Source organism: bacterium (genome assembly GCA_016703265.1).
In the GTDB taxonomy this organism is placed as follows: Bacteria; Krumholzibacteriota; Krumholzibacteriia; order LZORAL124-64-63; family LZORAL124-64-63; genus CAINDZ01.
The window spans coordinates 100547-120557 of the sequence record JADJCK010000007.1 but is presented as its reverse complement, the minus strand read 5'-3'; the positions used below and the strand labels follow the sequence as shown (position 1 = coordinate 120557).

The window sequence follows — 20011 nt, the reverse complement described above, 5'->3', positions numbered from 1 at the left end:
CATCCGTTCGGTCAGCGGAAGTCGAAGCGTCCCGGCCGGGAGCCGGGGAGTCGTGTCTCGGGCGCCGCGAAGTTCCCGGCCGACAGCACGATCCCGGCGGCATTATCGTCCATGCCGCTCAGGAAGGCCACCCGCAGCTCGAGCACCGGCAGCACCAGGTCCGGGTTTCCCAGCCGCAGGCCCAGCCCGGCGCTGGCCCGCACGGGCTGGTCACCCAGTGAGCTTCCCCGTCCGGCGATCAGCGCCGCATCGGCGTAGCCGAAGACCTGGCAGCGGAAGCCGTAGACGGCCCAGGGCGGAAACAGGCGCCACTCGGTGTCCAGGGCCAGCCGCCGGTCGCCCACGAGCAGCGGCAGGTCGAACGCCCGCGGGCCCAGTCCCTCGGCCAGCGACAGGGATTCGCCGCCGGTCGAGCGCACGGCGCGGTGGTAGCGCATTCCGGCCAGCAGTCGCGACGGCCAGCGCCCGCCGCCGAGGAGCGGCGACACGTAGTGCGCCGCCGCGCGCAACGTGGCGTCCTCCAGGCGGCCGTCGCGCAGGAAACCGCCCGCATCCAGGCCCAGGTTCAGCACGTCGCCGCGCCCGCGCACGGCCTGCCGCCAGCCCTGCAGGAAGATGCCGGTGCGGTCGCGGAACTCGCCGTCCACATAGGCCACCGACAGCTTGAGGCCCTGCCCACCGCTCAGGTTCTCGGTTTCGCCGAGGCCGTCCAGGAAGCTGGTGCGATAGTCACGCGTGCGCGCCAGCGTCAGTCCCGCGAGCAGCTGGCGGCTGTCGTGCCAGGCCAGGTTGCTGTCGGGCGTCACTGCGGGCCGCCGGTCGTGGTGAACGCGGGCCCAGCCCACGGCGGGCACCAGCACCGGCCGCGTGCCCCGGGCGGCATCCGGGTCGCCGTGCAGGCGGATCACGCGGCCGACCCAGCCGTCGGCGACATCGACCTGCACGGCCTCGCGGGTCGGGTCGCGCTCGAGCCGCTCGTTCCACGACAGCCCGCCCACCCAGCGGATGTCCGGATGGGCCTCTTCGCGGATGAACGCCGCGCGGCGCTCCAGGCCGCGCCACGAATCCTCGTAGCCCAGCTGCGCGTCGACGAACGAGCCGCCCATGTTGCGCTTTCGCAGCTCGCCGCCCCAACCCGTCTCCGGGGTCACGTTCCGGCGGTAGCGAAGGTCGGCAGCCAGGCGCATGTCGAGCCCGCCCACATTGGAGTGGAACAGCCCCGCCTCGAACCGGTCGACGTCGCGGGCGGTCCAGCGCACGCCCACAGGCAGCCGGTCGCGGATCTCGACCACGACCGCCACCTCGTCCTCGGCACCGGTCAGGGGCACCACGTGCAGGCGGACGTCGGCCACGTACTCGATGCCGCGCAGGAGGCGCTCGGAATCGGCCAGCTTCAGGGGGTCGAGCACCTCGCCCTGGTGGAAAAGCAGGTACTGGCGCAGCACGCTCTCGCGCGTGTAGGGCCGGAGCGCGCGCGCCATCGACGACATCAATTCGCCGCGCGGCGCATCGTCCGGGCGCAGGCGGTCGACCTGGTGCACGATGACCACCGCGATGGTGCGCCCGGCATACGCCACGTAGCGGTCGGACAGCGCGACGGCCTGGCCGCCGAGCTCCCGGCCGGCGGGCTCCTCGTTGCTGAAGTAGCGGTGGATGGTGCGGGACAGCCAGGAACGTTCGGCGGCGGCCGGCGGCGCTTCGGATTCGGTCGCTGCGGCCGAGCCGGCTGCCATGGCGACGAAGCCCAGGCCCGCCAGGACCAGGGCCGCCGCCCGGCGCATCAGGGCGCGACGGCGGCGCTCAGGCGCCGCAGCAGCGCTTGTACTTGCGACCACTGCCGCACGGGCAGGCATCGTTGCGCCCGACTTTCGGTTCCTCACGCACGATCGGCTTGCGGAGCGCCGGGCGTCCCGCGCGGAAATGCCACTGGCCGTCGACACGCTCGAACTCGGCCACCTCGCGATACTGCTTGTCCTCGCCCTCGTAAGTATACGAAGCGATGAACTCGACCGTGCCCTTGTCGTCGTCCGGCCCGCCGTCCTCGGTGTTCAGCACCACCAGGCCGTGCCAGGCGCTGTTCTGGGCCCAGTCGCGCGCGCCCTCGGGATCGCTGTCGCCCCGCGAGTCGGGATGCAGCGATTCCTGCAGGAACTCCATCTCCACCTGCGTATAGGCGGAGTACCGGGCGCGCATGAGCTGCTCGGCTGTGGCCGCCGGGCTCGTGCCCTTGATGATCGGCTCGCAACAGGCGGCGTACTCGGCCGCCGATCCGCAGGGACAGTTCATCTGCATCTCCATTAGAGGAGGCCGCCGCCAGTCGGCGGCGGCCCCGTTACAGTCCATGCCCGGCCGTGGCGCCAGGCGGGAATCGTCAGTCCTTCGCCGCCCTGCGCGCACCCCAGTACAGGTAATAGGCCAGGCCGAAGAAGCACAGCAATGTGACCGTTGCCGAGAGGGGCATTTCCTCGGCCCAGTGGTGCAACCCGAGGGCCTGCGCCACGCTCCAGGAATTGTCCCCCGCGACGTTGCCGCCGACGTACTTGATGAGGGCCGCGAGCACGCCCATGATCGCGCCGCCCGCCACGAAACCAGACGCCATGAGCGTACCGCGGTCGTTCCGCTTCGCCTTCTGCTCGTCGGTGCCGTTGCGCGTGACGAACCAGGCGATGAGGCCACCCACCAGCACCGGCGTGTTCACTTCCAGCGGCAGGTACATGCCCAGGGCGAAGGCCAGCGCGGGCAGGCCGGTCCACTGCAGGATCAGCGCCATGAAGATGCCGGCCATGTAGAGCAGCCACGGCGCCGGGGTGCCGGTCATCAGCGGCTTGATCACGGCAGCCATCGCGTTGGCCTGCGGCGCCTGGAGCTGCCCGCCCGTGAACGTGTAGGCCTCGTTCAGCAGCAGGATCACGCCGGTCACCGAGATCGCCGAGACGATCGTGCCCAGGAACTTCCACTTCTGCTGCGTGGCCGGCGTGGTGCCCAGCCAGTAGCCGATCTTGAGGTCGCTGATGAAGCCGCCGCTCATCGACAGCGCGGTGCAGACGACGCCGCCGATCAGCAGCGCCGCGACCATGCCGTCCTCGTCGCGAAGACCGACCGAGCGCAGGATCACCGAACTGATGATCAGCGTCATCAGCGTCATGCCCGATACCGGGTTGCTGCCGACGATGGCGATGGCGCGCGCGGCCACCGTCGTGAACAGGAACGAGATGAAACCGACGATGGCCAGGCCGGTGACCGCCTGCAGCAGCGAGACCTTGACGATGAACCAGAAATACAGGAACACGGCGCCGAGCACGGCCATGGTCAGCATGGTGACGAGCTTGGCCGGCATGTCGCGCTGCGTACGCACCTCGGTCGTTGCCTGCTTCTGCTTGCCGGCCGAGGCGGCCAGCTTGATGGCGCCGGCGATGATCTTGCGGCTCTTCCACACGCCGATCATGCCCGACATGGCGATGGCGCCGATGCCCACCGGCCGCACGAAGTTGCGGAAGATCTGGGTCGTGCTCAGGTCGAGCAGCGCCGGGAGCTGGAAGACCGTATCGCCCACGTGCACGCCCTTGCCCAGGATGCCGATCATCGGCACCAGCACCCACCAGCTCAGGAACGAGCCGCAGGCAATGATCAGCGAATAGCGCAGGCCGATGATGTAGCCGAGGCCCAGCACCGCGGCCTCGGTCAGCATGTTGTACTCGAGGCGGATGCTACGCGACAGCTTCTCGCCGAGTCCGTACGCCGTCGTCGAGAACGTCTCGCGCCAGAGGCCGATCGTCTGGGCGCTCAGGAGCTGGAACAACATCGCGATGCCACCGCTCTTGACCAGCACCGTCGCCTGGTCGCCGCCCGCTTCGCCGGCCATCAGCACTTCCGTCGAGGCCGTAGCTTCGGGGAACGGGAACTCGCCGTGCATGTCGTCGACGAAGTACTTGCGGAAGGGGATCAGCAGGACGATGCCCAGGAATCCGCCCAGCAGCGAGGTCAGGCACATCTGCAGGAAGTTCGTGCGGTCTTCCAGGCCCAGGATGTACAGGCCCGGCAGCGTGAAGATGGCGCCGGCCACGACCACGCCCGAGGCCGAGCCGATCGACTGGATCATGACGTGCTGCTGCAGCGCGTTCTTCTTGCCGAGACCGGCCGAGACACCGATCGCCAGGATCGTGATCGGGATCGCCGCCTCGAACACCTGGCCGATCTTCAGGCCCAGGTAGGCCGCCGCCGCCGAGAAGACGACCGCGAAGATCAGGCCCATCGTCAGGGAGTAGCCGGTGATCTCAGGCACGATGGAATCGGCCGGGACCACCGGGATGTACTTTTCTCCGGGCTTGAGCGCCCGGTAGGCGTTCTCGGGCAGGCTCTTGCTGCCAGTACTGACGTCCATGAAAACCTCCGCGATGGGTGGCGGGCGCAGCCGGCTGGGACCGGGCGCCCGGCGCGCCGCGGGGGGGCGGCGCCGGGGCGGACCGTAACATTCTGGGGCCAAAAGGACAAGGAACCGTTGGCGCCCGGTGTCGGTTCCCGAACGGCCGGATTCAGACCCCTCCGGTCCTGATCCCCGGCTGCAGCCGGCCCCTTGCCCCGGCTGCGGCGATGGCGCACTATGATCCCGCCCCGGCGCCCGACAAGCACACACCCCCCACCCTCCGTGGAGGCCTCCCATGCTCCAGCGCAAGCCCGGCTCGCCTTTCCCCGGCCTGGTCGACCGGTTCGTCACCTACGCGAAGATCCACACGACCAGCAGCGAGTCGTCCGAGACCTATCCGTCCACCGCCCGGCAGTTCGACCTGGCCCGCGTGCTGGTGGCCGAGCTGCAGGCCCTGGGCCTGAGCGACGCGGCCTTCGACGAACACTGCTACGTCACGGCCACGCTGCCGGCCACGCCGGGCTGCGAGAAGGTGCCGGTCATCGCCTTCATCGCCCACATGGACACCTATCCCGACGTGTCGGGCGAGAACGTGGTGCCCACCTTCCATCCGAACTACGACGGCAAGGACATCGCCCTGCCGAAGAACGGGAAGAAGATCGTCGCCGCCGAGAACCCCTATCTGCAGGAGTGCATCGGCCAGACCATCATCACCGCCGACGGCACCACGCTGCTGGGCGCCGACGACAAGGCGGGCATCGCCGAGATCCTCGATGCGCTGACGCGGATCGTCGAGAACCCCGATTTCCGGCACGGCCCGGTGAAGGTCGCCTTCACGCCCGACGAGGAAGTCGGCGGCGGGGTCAAGCATTTCAACGTGGAGAAGTTCGGCGCGAAGGTGGCCTACACCATGGACGGCGGCCGGCGCGGCGAGGTCGAGAACGAGACGTTCTGCGCCGACAGCGCCATCGTCACGTTCGTCGGGCGCGACATCCATCCCGGATACGCGAAGGACAAGATGATCGCCTCGGTGAAGGTGGCCGGCTCGTTCCTGGCGCTGATTCCGCGCGAAGGCGCGCCCGAGACGACCAGCGGCCGCGAGGGCTACATCCACCCCATCGCGATCAAGGGCAACTGCAGCGAGACGGAAGTGACGCTGCTGATCCGCGATTTCGAGCTGGCGGAACTGAAGCCGAAGGCCGACCGCATCCGCGGCTGGGCCGAGCAGGCCTGCGCGCAGTGGCCCGGTTCCTCGTGCCGCGTCGAGATCAAGGAATACTACCGCAACATGAAGTACGACATCTCGAAGGAGCCGCGGGCGATGGAGTACGCGCTCGAGGCCGTCAAGCGGGCGGGCATGTCGCCGATCCTCGGCCTGATCCGCGGCGGCACCGACGGCGCCGTGCTCTCGGCCAAGGGCCTGCCCACGCCGAACATCTTCACCGGCGAGCAGGACTTCCACGGGTACGGCGAGTGGGTGTGCGTGAAGGACATGGAGCTGGCTTCCGACACCATCGTGCACCTGATCGCGGTCTGGAGTGAGAAAAGCTCCTGAGCCGTTGGGTGGGAGAGCGTCACACAAATGATCCGGCGGGCTGTCCTCGCGCCTTTGGCGCTGCGGATTGCCCGCCGGATCATTTGTGTGACGCTCTCCCGCGCTCCACGGAGCAGGAGCTTCCTACTTCAAGAGCGTGATCAGGCGGATGTCGGTCGTGTTGTTGGTTGATAGGCGCACGGCGTAGGTGCCGGTGGCGACGGAGCGGCCTTCCGCGTCGCGGCCGTCCCACACCAGGGCGGTGCGACCCGCCGGCGCCGCGCCGGTGAACAGCTGGCGCACCAGGGCGCCGTCGAGGCTGTGCACGGCCAGGCGCACGTTGGCAGGTGCGGCCAGGTCGAAGGCCACCGTGGTGCTGGGGTTGAAGGGGTTCGGCCACGGGGCGGCGAGAGTCGCGGGACCTCGGGCCACCAGCGGGGGCACGGGGCTCGACAGGCCCAGGTCGTAGGCCAGGGTCACCCAGTCCTTGCCCGTGGTGGCGGCGTACACGTAACCGGTGACGAACACGCGACCGCCGCCCGCCGTCACGGCGCGCGGCTCGTCGCTCTGGCTGGACGGGCCGTCCTGGCGCAGCACCCACTGCTGCTGGCCCGTGGCGCCGTCGTAGCCCACGGTGGCGATGTCCCAGCTCGTGCCCGTGCCGTCGCTCAGACCGGTCGTGATGATCAGTCCGCCGGGGCCCTCGCAGACGGCCGTCGCCACGTCGTACCAGCCGGGGGGGCCGTTGTAGGCCGGCGCCTGCCAGACCACGGCGCCGGTGGCGCCCGAGAACCTGATGGTCATGAAGTTGTAGTTCCACCAGGTGTCCTGCACGCCGGCCACGACCAGGTCGCCAGTCGTCGTCAGCACCATGGCGCGGGGATCGTCGCCGCCGTGCGTGGGCCCGTCGTAGCGCGCGCGCCACACGGCGTGACCGTCGGCCTCGTCGTAGCGCGCCGTGAGGATGTCGTAGCCGTTCGTGGTCGAGTAGCCGCGCTGGGCCATCAGGATGTCGCCGTCCTGCCCCACCGCCAGCCAGGCGCTGCGCGAGACGATGTCGGCCAGCGCACCCGTCGTGACCGCTTCCCAGACCATGGCGCCGGTGGCCGCCGCGAGCTTGCGTGTCAGGCAGCGCGCGACGTTGCCCGCCTCGATGGTGTGCCCGCTGAAGACCGGGTTGCCGTCCGGACCCACGACAACGTCCCAGGCGATGTCGTCGGCGCCGGCAGCCCCGCCGCGAATTTCCATCCAGTCGATGGTGCCGTTGCCGCCGTCCAGCTTCATCGCCAGCATCTGCACGCCCTGGCCGGCCACGGAGACCCGCCCGGCGATATACACGTCTCCCGCCGCGTCGCCCGCCACCGCCAGCGCCGCTTCATCGAGCCCAGCCGAACCCTGGTAAAGCCGGGACCAGAGAACCTCTCCGGTCGCGCCGTCGACCTTCAGGACGACGACGTCATCACCCTGGCCTCAGCCAACGCAGCCGCGGATGTAGCCCGCGACGAGCAACTGGCCGGCCGTGTCCCAGGTGATGTCCGCAACGGTCACGTCCTTCGCGTCGTACCCCTGGTAGCGCGCCTGCCACAGCTGGTGGCCGTCCTGGCGGTCCAGCTTGCGGATGCACAGGTCGATGCCCTCGATGCCGTCGGCCGACTCGCCGGCCACGATCACGTCGCCGGCCGGGTCGACGACCGTGCACCAGCCGTCGTCATTGAACTGCCCGCCGCCGTCATGGCGCTGGTTCCAGGCGATGGTCGGCACCGCCGCCGTTGCCGGCAGCGCGGCCAGCAGCGCCGTCGACGCCGCCAACGCAAAAGCGATTCCCTTGAAGTCGATTCCCTGTAGTTCATGCGACCGTCCCCGGCTCCGCGAGCCACCTGCAGGTTCGTTCCCTACTTTGCCAGAACCAGTTTCGCCGTGCGCGCCGGGCCGGCGCCCGTCACGCGCGCCACATAGACGCCCGACGGCAGCGGGAAGCCCGCGTCGTCGCGGCCGTCCCAGGCCAGGACCACCGGTCCTGCCGCCATCACGCCGCGCGCCAGGCGACGGACGACCCTGCCGCCCAGGTCGCAGATCTCTGCCTGCACGGTGCCCGAGGCGGCCAGATGGAAGCGCAGTGTCGTCGACGGATTGAACGGGTTCGGCGCCACGGCCAGCGTGCCGCCCGGTGCCGCAGGCACCACGTCATCCACGCCGCTGGCCCGCCCCAGCGCCCAGTCCAGGAAACCGTGCAGGAACAGCGAAGCCTCCGAGGCGCCGAGCGACTCGACGGCGTAGCCGCAGAACAACGAGCGCCCCGCTCCCCAGGTGGAGGTCACGGCGGCCCAATTCCCATTGCGATACGTCTGTGCCAGCGCGCCGGCACCGACGGCCGTCAGGGCGTCGGGGCTGGTGCTGTTGCCGGCGCCGCCGGCGCCGTTCAGGGTGCCGCTGAACCAGTTGCTCCCGAACGGGGCCGCGGGCAACGCGGCCACTTCGACCGCGCCGGTGGCGTCCGCGGCGTAGGCGGTGCCCAGCACGACCTGGAACCAGGCCGCGGCCTGCGACGAGTACCACGGGCTGGCCGGGCTGCACGCCTGCCAGGCCAGGTCCTGGCCACACAGCAGCAGCGTGCCGCCGTGCTGCACGTAGTAGGCAAGGGCCGAGCGGTCGGCTTCGTCCAGTGCCGGCTCCATCGCCTCGCCGAACCAGATCACCCCCGTGAAGCCATCCAGCTCGGGCGACGTCAGGATGCCGGCCTCGTCGCGCGGCCAGCGCGCCCAGGTCACATCGCCCGAAGCCAGCGCCGGCGCATAGAAGTCCTCGAGCGACTGGCCGCCGTCGCCGTCGACCAGCAGCACCTCCACGCCTGTCGTGACGACACGGAACTCCCGCGAGCTCACCAGCGAGGGGTCACCCTGGCTGGCCACGGTGACGTGCGCCACGCCGGCGCCTTCGACCGCCAGGGGCGTCAGGTCGATGTCCACGTTGGTCTCGGAACCGGGCGCCAGGTTGAAGGAGATCTGCTGGATGAAGGGCGGGTAGCAGATGGTGCCTTCGCAGAGCGAGCAGCTCCAGGCGGCAGGCATCTCCTTGACCGTCGTGACCGTGTAGGTGTCGGTGACGGTGCCCGTGTTGCGCACGGTCGTGGTGAAGGCGGTGACGACCGAAAGACCGGTCACGGCGCCCTGGTCGGCGGCCGTGAAGGTGAAGGAGCGGGTGGCCGCATCGGCGGCGCCGGCCGGCAGCACCAGGAGGGCGCACCAGCAGAACAGACGAAGACAGAAAAGACGAAGACTTGCGTGCATGTTGCCTCGCCGGGCGCCTGGCTGCGCCCGCAGACGGGGTGGAATCCGGCGTTGCAGCGGCCCGCCGGCCGCGCCACCGGGACGCCTGAACGATGGCTATCATATCACCGGCGCACCGGTAGGTCATGACAAAAAGCCAAACTCAAACCGGAAAGTCGCGCGGGTGCTTCGGCAGCGAGGCGCACCCGGGTCGGCGCAGCCATCACGGAATCGTCCCTAATTGTAACGCTTTTCCTCATATTTGATATCGTGCGATTATTGCCGCAGTGGTCCTGAGTGTCGCGGACTCGCGAGACAAAACAGCAAAAAGTCGCTAGTTGATTCTTTCTTTGCATATCCAAGACGTGATAGCATTGACAGGTCGGACCAGCGCAGGCCGGGTCCGGCTGGAGGCGTCCCGCGACGCGCAGTGCACCAGGTGTGCGGCGTGTCGTTTCGGCCTGTGGGGGTCGTGTGATACAGGGGAGTGGAAACATGCTGCGCAGGAGATTGCTGTCTCTCATGCTGGCGCTGATCGCGCTTTCGGCCACCCTGGCCGTCGCCGCGCCGATCAAGGTCAGCGACCAGGCCTCGGCGCTCGCCGTCACCGCCGAGAAAGGCACCGGCCTGAGCTTCCACGTGCAAGTGGGCGAGCTCGAGGCCACCGACATCGCCACCAAGAGCGGCGTCTTCACCCGCCTGGCGATCCCGGGCTTCCACAGTTCGATGATCGAAGGGGCACCCGAGTTGCCGCAGATGAACCGCCTGGTGGCGGTGCCTGCCGGCGCGACCGCGCGCGTCAGCGTGCGCAACGTGGTGACCACCCGCGTGAAACTGGCCGACTACGGCATCACGCGCCCGATCTTCCCCGCCCAGCCCAGCGTCTCCAAGAGCGCCGACCTGGACAACCTGCCCTTCGTGCAGGACATGGCCGCCTACATGCAGAAGGTCGTCAGCCGCGAGCCGGCCACGATCCTGCCGCAGGGCCGCCTGCGGGCCATGGACTTCGCGCGCCTGGAAATCGCGCCGGTGACCTGGTTCCCGACCGAGAACGAGATCGAAGTCGTCACCAGCATGGACGTCGACGTCGCCTTCGACAATGTCGACAAGTCCTACGCCACCGACCTGATCGCCCGCACCTACAGCCCGTTCTTCGAGAGCCTCTATGCCGGCATGGCCGGCACGAAGGCCTTCCACGACGCGTATCCCGACCGCGTGGGCGACGTCGTGACCATGGTCATCGTGACCCCGCCCGCGTTCGCCAGCCAGATGGCCGACTTCGTGGCCTGGAAGACGCAGCGCGGCTTCCGCGTCATCATGGCCGTGACCGGCACGCCCGCGGTGGGCACCACGACCACGTCCATCGAGGCCTACCTGAACGGCCTCTACAATAACGCCACCCCGGAACTGCCCGCGCCCAGCTTCGTGCTGTTCGTCGGCGACGTGGCCGAGCTGCCGACCTACTCCGAGGCCGGCGACGCCACCGACCGCCCCTACTGCGCGGTCGACGCGGACCTGATCCCCGACATGTACTACGGCCGCTTCAGCGCCACCAACCCGACGCAGCTGCAGGCCCAGCTCGACAAGACGATGATGTACGACCAGTTCACGATGCCGGATCCCAGCTACCTGAACCGCGTGACGATGATGGCCGGCGTGGACGGCACCTACGCCGCGACCCACGGCAACGGCCAGATCAACTACGGCACGAACAACTACTTCAACGCCGCGCACGGCATCACCAGCAACACCTGGCTCTACCCCGCCTCGAACGGCGCGGTCGAGGCCGCCGTCATCCAGACGGTCAACGACGGTGTGTCGATCATCAACTACACGGCCCACGGCAGCGAGACCAGCTGGGCCGACCCGACGATGACGCAGGCGAACATCAACGCGATGACGAACGTCGGCAAGCCGACGCTGGCCATCGGCAACTGCTGCCTCACGTCGACCTACGACTACGCCGAGTGCTTCGGCGAGACCTTCCTGCGCGCCGCCAACAAGGGCGCCGTGGGCTACATCGGCGCCTCGAACTCGACCTACTGGGACGAGGACTACTGGTGGGGCGTCGGCTTCCACGCCTCGAGCCAGATCAACGGCACCGGCTACCCGATCCTGGCGACGGGCATCGGCGCCTACGACGGCATGTTCCACGAGTCCGGCGAGGCCGAGCACCTGTGGTACGTGACCAACGACGCGCTCGTGTTCTCGGGCAACCTGGCCGTCTCCGAGTCCGGTTCCTCGCGCACGACCTACTACTGGAACATCTACAACCTGCTGGGCGACCCCAGCCTGAGCACCTACCTGGTGCCGACGGCGAACACCGTGACCCATCCGGCGACGGTCTTCGTCGGCCAGACGTCGATCTCGGTCGGCGCGGCCACCGGCAGCTACGTGGGCCTGACCCAGAACGGCGTCCTGATGGGCTGCGGCACCGTCAACGCCAAGGGTACCCTTGACGTCACCTACTTCGGCGAGCTCACGCCCGGCGTGCCCATGAAGCTCGTGGTGACGGCGCAGAACAAGATCCCGTACATCACCGACATCAACGTGATCGTGCCCGCCACGGTGACGATCAACCCGACCGTGATCGACGTGAACGTCCCGACCGCCATCACCGTCACGGTGATGAATGCCGAGGGCACGCTGCCCCTGCCGGGCATCTCGGTCTGGGCCGAGGGCCTCGACTACGCCACGACGCCGGTGCTGACCGACGCTGCCGGTGTGGCCGTGGTCAACGTCAACGCCGCCTACGGCCCGACGCTGGACATCGTCGGCCAGGACATGGCCGAGACTTACCGCCTGTTCACCGAGCAGGTGACGGTCAACGCCGCCACGCTGACGGCTCCGGACCTGACGGTCACGACCGGCATCGGCCTGAGCGATGCCTTCGCGCTGAACCTGCCCGGCACGCTGCACGCGTCGGTGACCGAACCCGGTGCCACGCTGTACGCGCGCCTGCCGAACGGGACGCTGCTGGAGACGACGGCCGCCGACCTGGCGCTGACGCCGACCGGCCTGGGCGTCGTGGCCGGCACCATCGCGGTCAGCGGCTACAATGTGTACACCGAGAACTTCAACATCATCGAGGCCTACGGCCAGCTCACCGGCACGGTCACCTCGGCCGGTTCGCCGATGGTCGGCGTGACGGTGCGCCTGCTCGACGAGACCCTCACCGAGGTCTTCGCCGTGGTCAGTGGCGCCGGCGGCGCCTGGTCGGCCCCCGAGGACATCCTCGTCGACGACTACACTGTCGTGGTGGACCACTTCGGCTACCTGCACTACGAGGCGGCCCAGTTCATCAACTACGGCGCCAATACGCACGACGTGGTGCTGGCTGCCGCGCCGAGCGGCGTGTTCTCCGGCTCCATCTTCGATTCGGTGACGAACGAGCCCCTGCAGGGCACGGTGCGCGTGTACCGTTCCGACAACGGCTCCCTGTACACCGAGACGACCAGCGGCGTGGACGGAACGTTCGTGACGTCGGCGCTGCCGTACTTCACGTACAACATCCAGGTGCGCGCCTGGCACCACAAGCCGGTCACGATTCCGGTCACGATCGAGGAGCCCGAGACCATCAAGGGCTTCCTGCTCGACCCGACGGCGGGCGACCTGCTGTTGATCGACGACGGCGCCAAGAGTGCCGACAAGGCGGCCAAGTTCGGCGGCAAGCTCGACGACGAGCTGCTGGCTGCCGGCTACACCGCTCCCGTCGCCAAGAGTGCGGCCCAGATGCTGCTGGATCTCGAGGAGATGGGCTACTCGGTCACGTCGGTCACTGCTGCCGCGGCCGATCCCGCGACCTTCGACGACTACGACCTGGTGATCCTGGCTTGCGGTGACAACACCGAGACGCTGGCCAACACTGCCCTCAAGGCGGGCCTGGTCGCCTTCGCGCAGACGGGCGGGCACATCCTGCTCGAGGGCGGCGAGCTGGGCTATGACCAGTACGGCGACACCGCCTTCGCCACCAGCGTGATGCACTCGACCGACTGGAACGCCGACAGCGCCGGCACCATCACGGTGAACGACGCCGCGGCCTTCATCCTGAACAACCCGAACGCCGCCGCCGTGCCGCTGGACCTGACCTACGCGGGCTACGGCGACAGCGATGCGATGGCGCCCCTGGCCGACGCGGCCCGGCCCCTGGCCTGGTCCAGCTACGCTTCGGACGCCAGCGTGATCACCTACGATCCGAACCCGGCGCCCGAGGGCGGCCAGATCGTGTTCTTCTGCTTCAACTACCTGGCTGCCGCCGCCGGCCGCTACCAGTTGCTCGAGAACGCGATCCTCTGGCTGACGACTCCGGAAATCGGCAGCTGCACGGTGACCGGTCACGCCCTGCTGGCGGGCCAGTCCAACCATGCGGGCATCGTGATCTCGGCGTCGCCCAACGGCGGCACCACGACCACGGCCGCCGACGGCTCGTACACGCTCAGCGGCCTGTTCGCCGGCGCCTACACGATCCACGCGGCGAAGGCGGGCTACGCCTCCACCGACGTCGTCGTGACGCTGACGAGCGGCGAGACCCGCACCGGTGTCGACTTCGCCATGAACTCGACGACGCAGCTCGACCAGTGCGTCTCGCCGGCCCTGGCGATCGCCGACAACACCACCGTCAACAGCACCATGGACGTGCTGACGGCCGGCGTCATCGGCTCCATCAAGGTCTACACGAACATCACCCACACCTACCGCGGCGACCTCGTGGTCACCCTGGTTTCGCCCGCCGGCACGAGCGTGGTCCTGCACAACCGTACCGGCTCCGGCACGGACAACCTGACCGGCTGGTTCCCGGGCGACTTCACCCCCGCGGGCAACCTGAGCTCGCTGCTCGGGCAGAACATGCAGGGAACGTGGCGCCTGACCGTGGCTGACCAGGCCGGCGGCGACACGGGCACGCTCAACCAGTGGTGCCTGCAGATCGTCTACGCGCCGCCGTACGTGGCCGGCGTCGATGACGAGACCGTGCCGAGTGTGCTGGCCCTGGCCGGCAACTACCCGAACCCGTTCAATCCGGTGACGAACATCAAGTTCGACCTGCCGGTGCGCGGGCACGTGACGCTGCAGATCTTCGACGTGGCCGGACGCCTGGTCCGCACCCTGGTCGACGAGACCATGGAAGCGGCCACGCACACGGCCGTGTGGAACGGCACCGATGACGCCGGCCGCATGGTCTCCAGCGGCGCGTACTACTGCCGCGTGAGCAGCGGTGGCGCCATGGCGACCTCGAAGCTGCTGCTTCTGAAGTAACCCGAGTCCTTCGCACAGCGGGGGCGGCGGCCGGAAGGCCGCCGCCCCTTTTTTGCCAGTAACATCATCTTGGGTGGTAATCTATTCAAAAATAGCAACTTATGGCTTCTGGTGATTTTCATGTGGCCCCTTGCGGCCCCGATCTCACTGTGATATCATCTTAACATCAACACCGGCAACCACCCGATCCTGCGGAACGGCCGAGGAGGCTCGCGATGCACAAGGAAAAACAGATCGCCACGATGTCCGGCTGGGCCATGTTCTTCTTCCTGATGATCCTGCTGTTCGGCTCGATCGGCCTGCTCATCATGGCGCTGGTCCGGCACCACGTCGTCGGGATCGTCGGCAGCTCGCTGGGCCTGCTCGCCTCGCTGTTCCTGCTGCCCGGCCTGTTCGTGGTCAACCCGAACGAGGCCGTCGCCCTGCTGCTGTTCGGCGACTACAAGGGCACCACGCGCCAGGGCGGCATGCGCTACACGAATCCGTTCTACACGAAGATGAAGCTGTCGCTGAAGGCGCGGAACCTCAACGGCGACCGCCTGAAGGTGAACGACCTGTCGGGCAACCCGATCGAGATCGCCGCGGTGGTCGTCTGGCGCGTGCACGACACGGCCGAAGCCCTGTTCGAGGTGGAGAACTTCGAGCACTACGTGAAGATCCAGAGCGAGTCGGCGGTGCGCCATCTGGCGAGCGCCTACCCCTACGACGCCGGCGATGACGAAGTGAGCCTGCGCGGCGCCACCGACTCGGTGAGCGAGCATCTGCAGCGCGAACTGCAGGAGCGCCTGGGCAAGGCGGGCGTCGAGGTGATGGAGGCGCGCCTGGCGCACCTGGCCTATGCGCCCGAGATCGCGCACGCCATGCTGCAGCGCCAGCAGGCCAGTGCGGTCGTCGCCGCGCGCAAGAAGATCGTCGAGGGCGCGGTCGGCATGGTCGAGATGGCACTGCAGGAACTGAACACGCGCGACCTGGTGCACCTGGACGACGAGCGCAAGGCCGCGATGGTCAGCAACCTGCTGGTCGTGCTGTGCAGCGACCACTCCGTCCAGCCGGTGGTCAACACGGGCACGCTGTACACGTGACATGAGTGAACGCAAGGCATTCCCGCTGCGGCTCAGCCCGGAACTCTACGACGAGATCCGGCGCTGGGCCGATGCGGACCTGCGCAGCGTCAACGGGCAGATCGAGTTCCTGCTGCGGGAAGCGGTCGCCCGGCGCCGCGCCGGCCGCCGGGCCGCGCGCCCCGGACCCGACGACGAGGCGGGCGGTTCCGGTGAACCGCCCGCCATCTAGCCCGGACCTTGCCGCTACTGCCGCTCTTCGACGGCCGGCGCGTCATCGGCCACGAAGATGAGCTCGACGGGATTGGTCTCCTCGTTCCACCCGGCGGCCAATCGCTCGCGCAACGGCTCCAGGACCGCGGCTGCTTCCGGCGTGACACCCTCGCGCCATTGCTCGCGCCGCAGCGCGAAACGGGCATCGCCCGCACCCTTGTCGCCTGCTCCCTGCCGCTCCGGACGCCGGCCGGCGGCGGCGTCATGCCCCAGCCAGCCGTGGTAGACCAGCCCGTACAGCCAGACGTATTCGCCGGGCCCCATCCCTGCGGCCTGGAGCGCCTCGTTGCGCACGCCCCAGAAGGACGCCAGCACCTGTGCCAGGTCATTGGCGCCGCCGGCGCGGCTCCACCAGTTGCTCGCGCTCCCGGCGAAGCGACGGTCCTCGGCGGCAAGGCGCTGGCGCCACTCCGCCGTCGCGGATCGCACGCCGAGGAACGCCTCCAGACGGTCCGGCCCGGGAACGCCGTCGACCGGCGGTGCAAAGGCCGTCGGCGCCGCAGTGGCGGCGATGAGGGCCTGTTCGCTTTTCTGGACCTTCTTGTACTCTCGCGACAACTGCGTCGAGTACCAGGTCAGGGCGCCGGCAACGACGATCGCGCCGACCACCAGCACGCCGCAGCCCAGGCCCGCCAGCTTCTTCCCGTTCCAAGCCATGCCCCGCCTCCCGTCATTCTGTCGGTTGCAGCCCGTACTCGCGGATCTTGCGCCAGAGCGTACTGCGATCCATGCCCAGCCGGCGCGCGGCCCGCGTACGGTTCCAGCCCGTGGCCGCCAGTGCGCGTTCGAGCAGTTCCCGTTCCTGCGTCGTGTGCGCCGGTGGCCGCGGCGCGGCCATGCCGCCGCGCGCCGGCTCCCGCAACTCCGGCGGCAGGTGCGCCGCAGTCACCGGCCCGCCACGGGCCAGCACCAGCGCGTGATCCAGCGCGTTCTCGAGTTCACGCACATTGCCCGGCCACGTGTGGGCCATCAGCAGCGCCAGGGCCGGCTCGGTCAGGGCCGGCGCGGCGGGCAGGCCGTCGCGCACGGCAAAGCGCTCGAGGGCGTGCGCCGCCAGCAGCGGGATGTCCTCGCGCCGCTCGCGCAGCGGCGGCACCCGCAGGGTCACCACCTTGATGCGGTAGTAGAAGTCCTCGCGCACACGGCCGGTGGCCACGAGCGCCTCGAGGTCGCGGTGCGTGGCCGAGACCACGCGCACGTCGACGGGCAGCGGCCGGTTGTCGCCCACGCGCTCGACGACCCGCTCCTGGAGCACGCGCAGCAGCTTCACCTGCACGACCGGGCTGACGTCGCCGATCTCGTCCAGGAAGATGGTGCCGCCGCTCGCCTCCGCAAACCGGCCGCGCCGGTCACCGACCGCGCCGGTGAAGGCGCCGCGGACATGGCCGAACAGTTCGCTCTCCAGCAGCTGCTCGGTCAGCGCCGAGCAGTTGACCGCCACGAACGGACCCGCGGCCCGTCCGCTGTTGTCGTGCAGCGCGCGCGCCACCAGCTCCTTGCCCGTGCCGCTCTCGCCGCGGATCAGCACGGTCGCCCCCGAGCCGGCCACGTCGGTGATGAGAGCGTAGAGTTCGCGCATCCGCGGGTCGCGGCCGACCAGGCGACCGAAGCGGTCGCGACCGGTCACCAGCTTGCGCAGGTCCGTCACCTCGGTCACGTCTCCCAGCAGCAGGGCCACCCCCAGCCCGCGGCCGTCATCGCCCCGCAGCGAGGCCGACCGCAGCACCACGTGGCCCCGCCGGCCGCCGCCGAGGTCGATGGTGGTCTGGTAGTCCACGATCGGCGCCCCCGACAGGAGCGTTTCCTCCAGCACATCGCGCGGGCAGGCAGGCTCGCCGAACAGGCGGCACACGGGCACGCCGGCCAGGTCGGCGGCCGAGCGGCCGAACAGCGCCTCGGCGGCCGGGTTCATGGCCGCGATGCGCAGTTGCGGGTCCAGCACGAGCAGGCCCTCGTTGAGCGCCGCCAGCAGTTCCAGCAGGCTGTCCTGCCGCACCGCGCCGACCAGCCGGGCCAGCCCGGTCCCGGTCTCCCTGCTTCCCATGGCCGCCTCCGTTGTTGCCACGATTCCGTTGCAACAATATCGATGCATGCAACAGCCGCGTCAAGTCGCCGGCCGGCCGGCGCCCGCCCCCGCCCGTCGGCGATGATGGGATAATGCTTTTACCAGCAAGGCTTTACACAAAAATCGGCGATCCGGCGGGGGTGACGGCCGTTCCGGCACGGGCTGTGCGTATTCCTGCCCGTGCAAGGACCTCAACAGGCTGGACCCGGCACCGCCGGGCCCCGGAAATAAGGAGAGCAGAACATGGCCAACGTGATGGAATTCAACGTGGCGAACTTCGCCACCGAGGTGACCGGCAGCGACGTCCCGGTGCTCGTCGATTTCTGGGCCCCGTGGTGCGGCCCCTGCAAGATGCTGGGCCCGACGATCGAGCAGCTGGCGGGCGAGTTCGCCGGCAAAGCGAAGGTCGGCAAGGTCAACGTCGACGACAACCAGGACCTGGCTGCGCAGTTCGGCATCCGCGGCATCCCCACGGTGCTCCTGTTCAAGGGCGGCAAGCAGGTCGGCAGCTTCGTCGGCCTGAAGCCCAAGGAAGAACTGGCCAAGGCGCTGACCGACGCGATGTAATCCGCGACACGCCCTGTCGCACCGTTGGCTCCGGCCGCCGCCCTCAGGGGCGGCGGCCTTTTCTTCTCCCGATCACCCGCGCCCGGCTCCGTCCCCCGCGATCCGTTCCCTCCCCTCGCGCTTGCCGCCGAGGCGCAGGTGCGCGACATTGGCATACTGGCAAGACCAATCCCCAGCGGCGGCGAGGTTCCCATGGCCGGCATCATCAGCGGCGTCAAGCGCCTGTTCGGCGGCAATGACCGACCCAACAACATCTTCTTCATCGTCTTCGACAGTTGCCGCTGGGACGCCTACCAGGCTGCACGCACGCCGAACCTGGACCGCCTGGGCACCGCCGAGAAGCGCTACAGCTACGCCAGCTGGACCAGCCCCAGCCACTTCACGTTCCTGATGGGGATGATCCCGCACCAGAGCCCCCGCGGCGTCTTCGCCTCCGATGTGTATCGCGACGAGTTCGCGCTGTGGTCGAACCGCCTGAACATCAAGGATGTCGAGTTCGGCAAGTTCGTCCCCCGGCTCTCGCTGCCGCACTTCCTGAAGTCGCAGGGCTACCGCACCGAAGGCGTAGTCAGCCTGCCGGTGCTCAATCCGATGACATCGCTCAGCCAGCACTTCGACCGTTATGAGCTGGCGCCCAGTCATAATGATCTGTCGATCATCCTCGACGGCGGCACGGTGGCGCGCGAAGGCAAGGTGCCCCTGTCCGTCGGGCGCATCGAGGCGAAGACCGACCAGCCCACGTTCTGGTTCCTCAACACCGGCGAGACCCACTACCCGTACCTGCTGCCGGGGGAAACGGCCGGCGACCTGCCGCACATCAGCGGCGTGCACGGCGTCTTCAAGTCGCTCGACGAATTCCTGAAGAATCCGTCCGAGGTCATGCAGGACCGCAAGCAGGACGAGTTCTTCACGCCGCAGCAGTTCCGCGCCTTCTACGACAAGCAGGTCACCTGCGTCGAGCACCTCGACGGCGTGGTGGGCCGCCTCATGGACCGTTGCCCCGACAACACCTACTTCATGATCATGTCCGACCACGGCGAACTGTTCGGCGAGGACGGCTACTTCGGCCACGGCCCGATCTTCCACGAGAAGGTGTTCGAGGTCTTCTACCTGGAAGGGAGACTGCCATGAGCCAGTCCACGTCCGACGTCCGCCTGATGCGCGCGGCCATCACCGAGGCCGCGGCCGGCGTGGCTGCCGGCGACGGCGGCCCCTTCGGCGCAGTCATCGTGCGCGAGGGCCGCGTGATCGCGCGGGCCCACAACCAGGTTGTCGGGCTCAAGGATCCCTCGGCCCACGCCGAGGTGCAGGCCATCCGCGCGGCCTGCCGCGCCCTCGACACCTTCGACCTGTCCGGGTGCGAGATCTACGCCACCTGTGAGCCCTGCCCGATGTGCTTCGCCGCCATCCACTGGGCCCGGCTCGACCGCCTGCATTTCGGGGCCTCGCGCAGCGATGCCGCGGCTGTCGGCTTCGACGACGCCGCCATCTACGACGTGCTTGCCGGCAGGCGCCCGCCGGGGTTCGCGGTCAACGCCGGCGTCGACGCCGAAGACTGCCGGCACCTGCTGAAGCAGTGGCACGCCAACGACGACCGCATTCCCTACTGATCGCGCCGCCGGCACCGTC

General features: G+C 68.9%; 15 protein-coding genes. 7 read left to right on the top strand and 8 right to left on the bottom strand.

Annotated features, from left to right (window positions below):
- Positions 1 to 11: 11 nt before the first annotated feature.
- From IPG61_14430 to IPG61_14420, 3 genes are all read right to left on the bottom strand, one after another.
- The gene (locus IPG61_14430; protein MBK6735244.1) at positions 12 to 1853 is read right to left on the bottom strand and encodes a hypothetical protein; all 1842 of its coding nucleotides are present in this window, start codon (positions 1851 to 1853) and stop codon (positions 12 to 14) included.
- Positions 1801 to 2286, bottom strand: a complete 486-nt coding sequence (locus IPG61_14425) for an SEC-C domain-containing protein (protein ID MBK6735243.1) — start codon at positions 2284 to 2286, stop codon at positions 1801 to 1803. Before IPG61_14425 ends, IPG61_14430 begins: the two co-directional genes overlap by 53 nt.
- Positions 2287 to 2371: 85 nt before the next feature.
- A complete protein-coding gene (locus IPG61_14420; GenBank protein ID MBK6735242.1) occupies positions 2372 to 4381 on the bottom strand; it encodes an oligopeptide transporter, OPT family in 2010 nt (669 codons plus the stop codon).
- A 277-nt stretch (positions 4382 to 4658) separates the two neighbouring features.
- Between IPG61_14420 and pepT the strand changes: the two genes are divergently transcribed.
- Positions 4659 to 5918: a peptidase T gene (pepT, locus tag IPG61_14415; protein MBK6735241.1), complete on the top strand. Its 1260-nt coding sequence runs from the start codon at positions 4659 to 4661 to the stop codon at positions 5916 to 5918.
- 123 nt (positions 5919 to 6041) lie between these two features.
- On the opposite strand, the gene IPG61_14410 is transcribed toward pepT, so the two are convergent.
- The 3 genes from IPG61_14410 to IPG61_14400 all read right to left on the bottom strand — a co-directional run bounded on the left by IPG61_14410 (position 6042) and on the right by IPG61_14400 (position 9184).
- Entirely contained in the window at positions 6042 to 7259 is a 1218-nt protein-coding gene (locus IPG61_14410; protein ID MBK6735240.1) for a hypothetical protein, read from the bottom strand.
- Positions 7260 to 7367: 108 nt separating this feature from the next.
- The gene (locus IPG61_14405; protein MBK6735239.1) at positions 7368 to 7706 is read right to left on the bottom strand and encodes a hypothetical protein; all 339 of its coding nucleotides are present in this window, start codon (positions 7704 to 7706) and stop codon (positions 7368 to 7370) included.
- A gap of 83 nt (positions 7707 to 7789) precedes the next feature.
- On the bottom strand, positions 7790 to 9184 hold the full coding sequence (locus IPG61_14400; protein MBK6735238.1) for a hypothetical protein: 1395 nt from the start codon (positions 9182 to 9184) through the stop codon (positions 7790 to 7792).
- A gap of 474 nt (positions 9185 to 9658) precedes the next feature.
- On the opposite strand from IPG61_14400, the gene IPG61_14395 reads away from it, so the two are divergent.
- From IPG61_14395 to IPG61_14385, 3 genes are all read left to right on the top strand, one after another.
- A complete protein-coding gene (locus IPG61_14395; protein ID MBK6735237.1) occupies positions 9659 to 14416 on the top strand; it encodes a carboxypeptidase regulatory-like domain-containing protein in 4758 nt (1585 codons plus the stop codon).
- 215 nt (positions 14417 to 14631) lie between these two features.
- Positions 14632 to 15498 carry an SPFH domain-containing protein gene (locus IPG61_14390; GenBank protein ID MBK6735236.1) on the top strand — a complete coding sequence of 289 codons (867 nt, stop codon included), beginning with the start codon at positions 14632 to 14634 and terminating at the stop codon, positions 15496 to 15498.
- A 1-nt stretch (position 15499) separates the two neighbouring features.
- Positions 15500 to 15709, top strand: coding sequence for an Arc family DNA-binding protein (locus IPG61_14385; protein MBK6735235.1), 210 nt, complete (start codon positions 15500 to 15502; stop codon positions 15707 to 15709).
- A gap of 14 nt (positions 15710 to 15723) precedes the next feature.
- Here IPG61_14385 and IPG61_14380 read toward each other — a convergent pair whose 3' ends face one another.
- Complete coding sequence (locus tag IPG61_14380; protein ID MBK6735234.1) at positions 15724 to 16407, bottom strand: hypothetical protein; 684 nt, start codon at positions 16405 to 16407, stop codon at positions 15724 to 15726.
- 13 nt (positions 16408 to 16420) lie between these two features.
- Positions 16421 to 17794, bottom strand: coding sequence for a sigma 54-interacting transcriptional regulator (locus IPG61_14375; GenBank protein ID MBK6735233.1), 1374 nt, complete (start codon positions 17792 to 17794; stop codon positions 16421 to 16423).
- A gap of 264 nt (positions 17795 to 18058) precedes the next feature.
- On the opposite strand from IPG61_14375, the gene trxA reads away from it, so the two are divergent.
- From trxA to IPG61_14360, 3 genes are all read left to right on the top strand, one after another.
- The gene (trxA, locus tag IPG61_14370; protein ID MBK6735232.1) at positions 18059 to 18382 is read left to right on the top strand and encodes a thioredoxin; all 324 of its coding nucleotides are present in this window, start codon (positions 18059 to 18061) and stop codon (positions 18380 to 18382) included.
- A gap of 192 nt (positions 18383 to 18574) precedes the next feature.
- Positions 18575 to 19513: a sulfatase-like hydrolase/transferase gene (locus IPG61_14365; protein MBK6735231.1), complete on the top strand. Its 939-nt coding sequence runs from the start codon at positions 18575 to 18577 to the stop codon at positions 19511 to 19513.
- Complete coding sequence (locus IPG61_14360; GenBank protein MBK6735230.1) at positions 19510 to 19992, top strand: nucleoside deaminase; 483 nt, start codon at positions 19510 to 19512, stop codon at positions 19990 to 19992. Before IPG61_14365 ends, IPG61_14360 begins: the two co-directional genes overlap by 4 nt.
- Positions 19993 to 20011 lie beyond the last annotated feature (19 nt).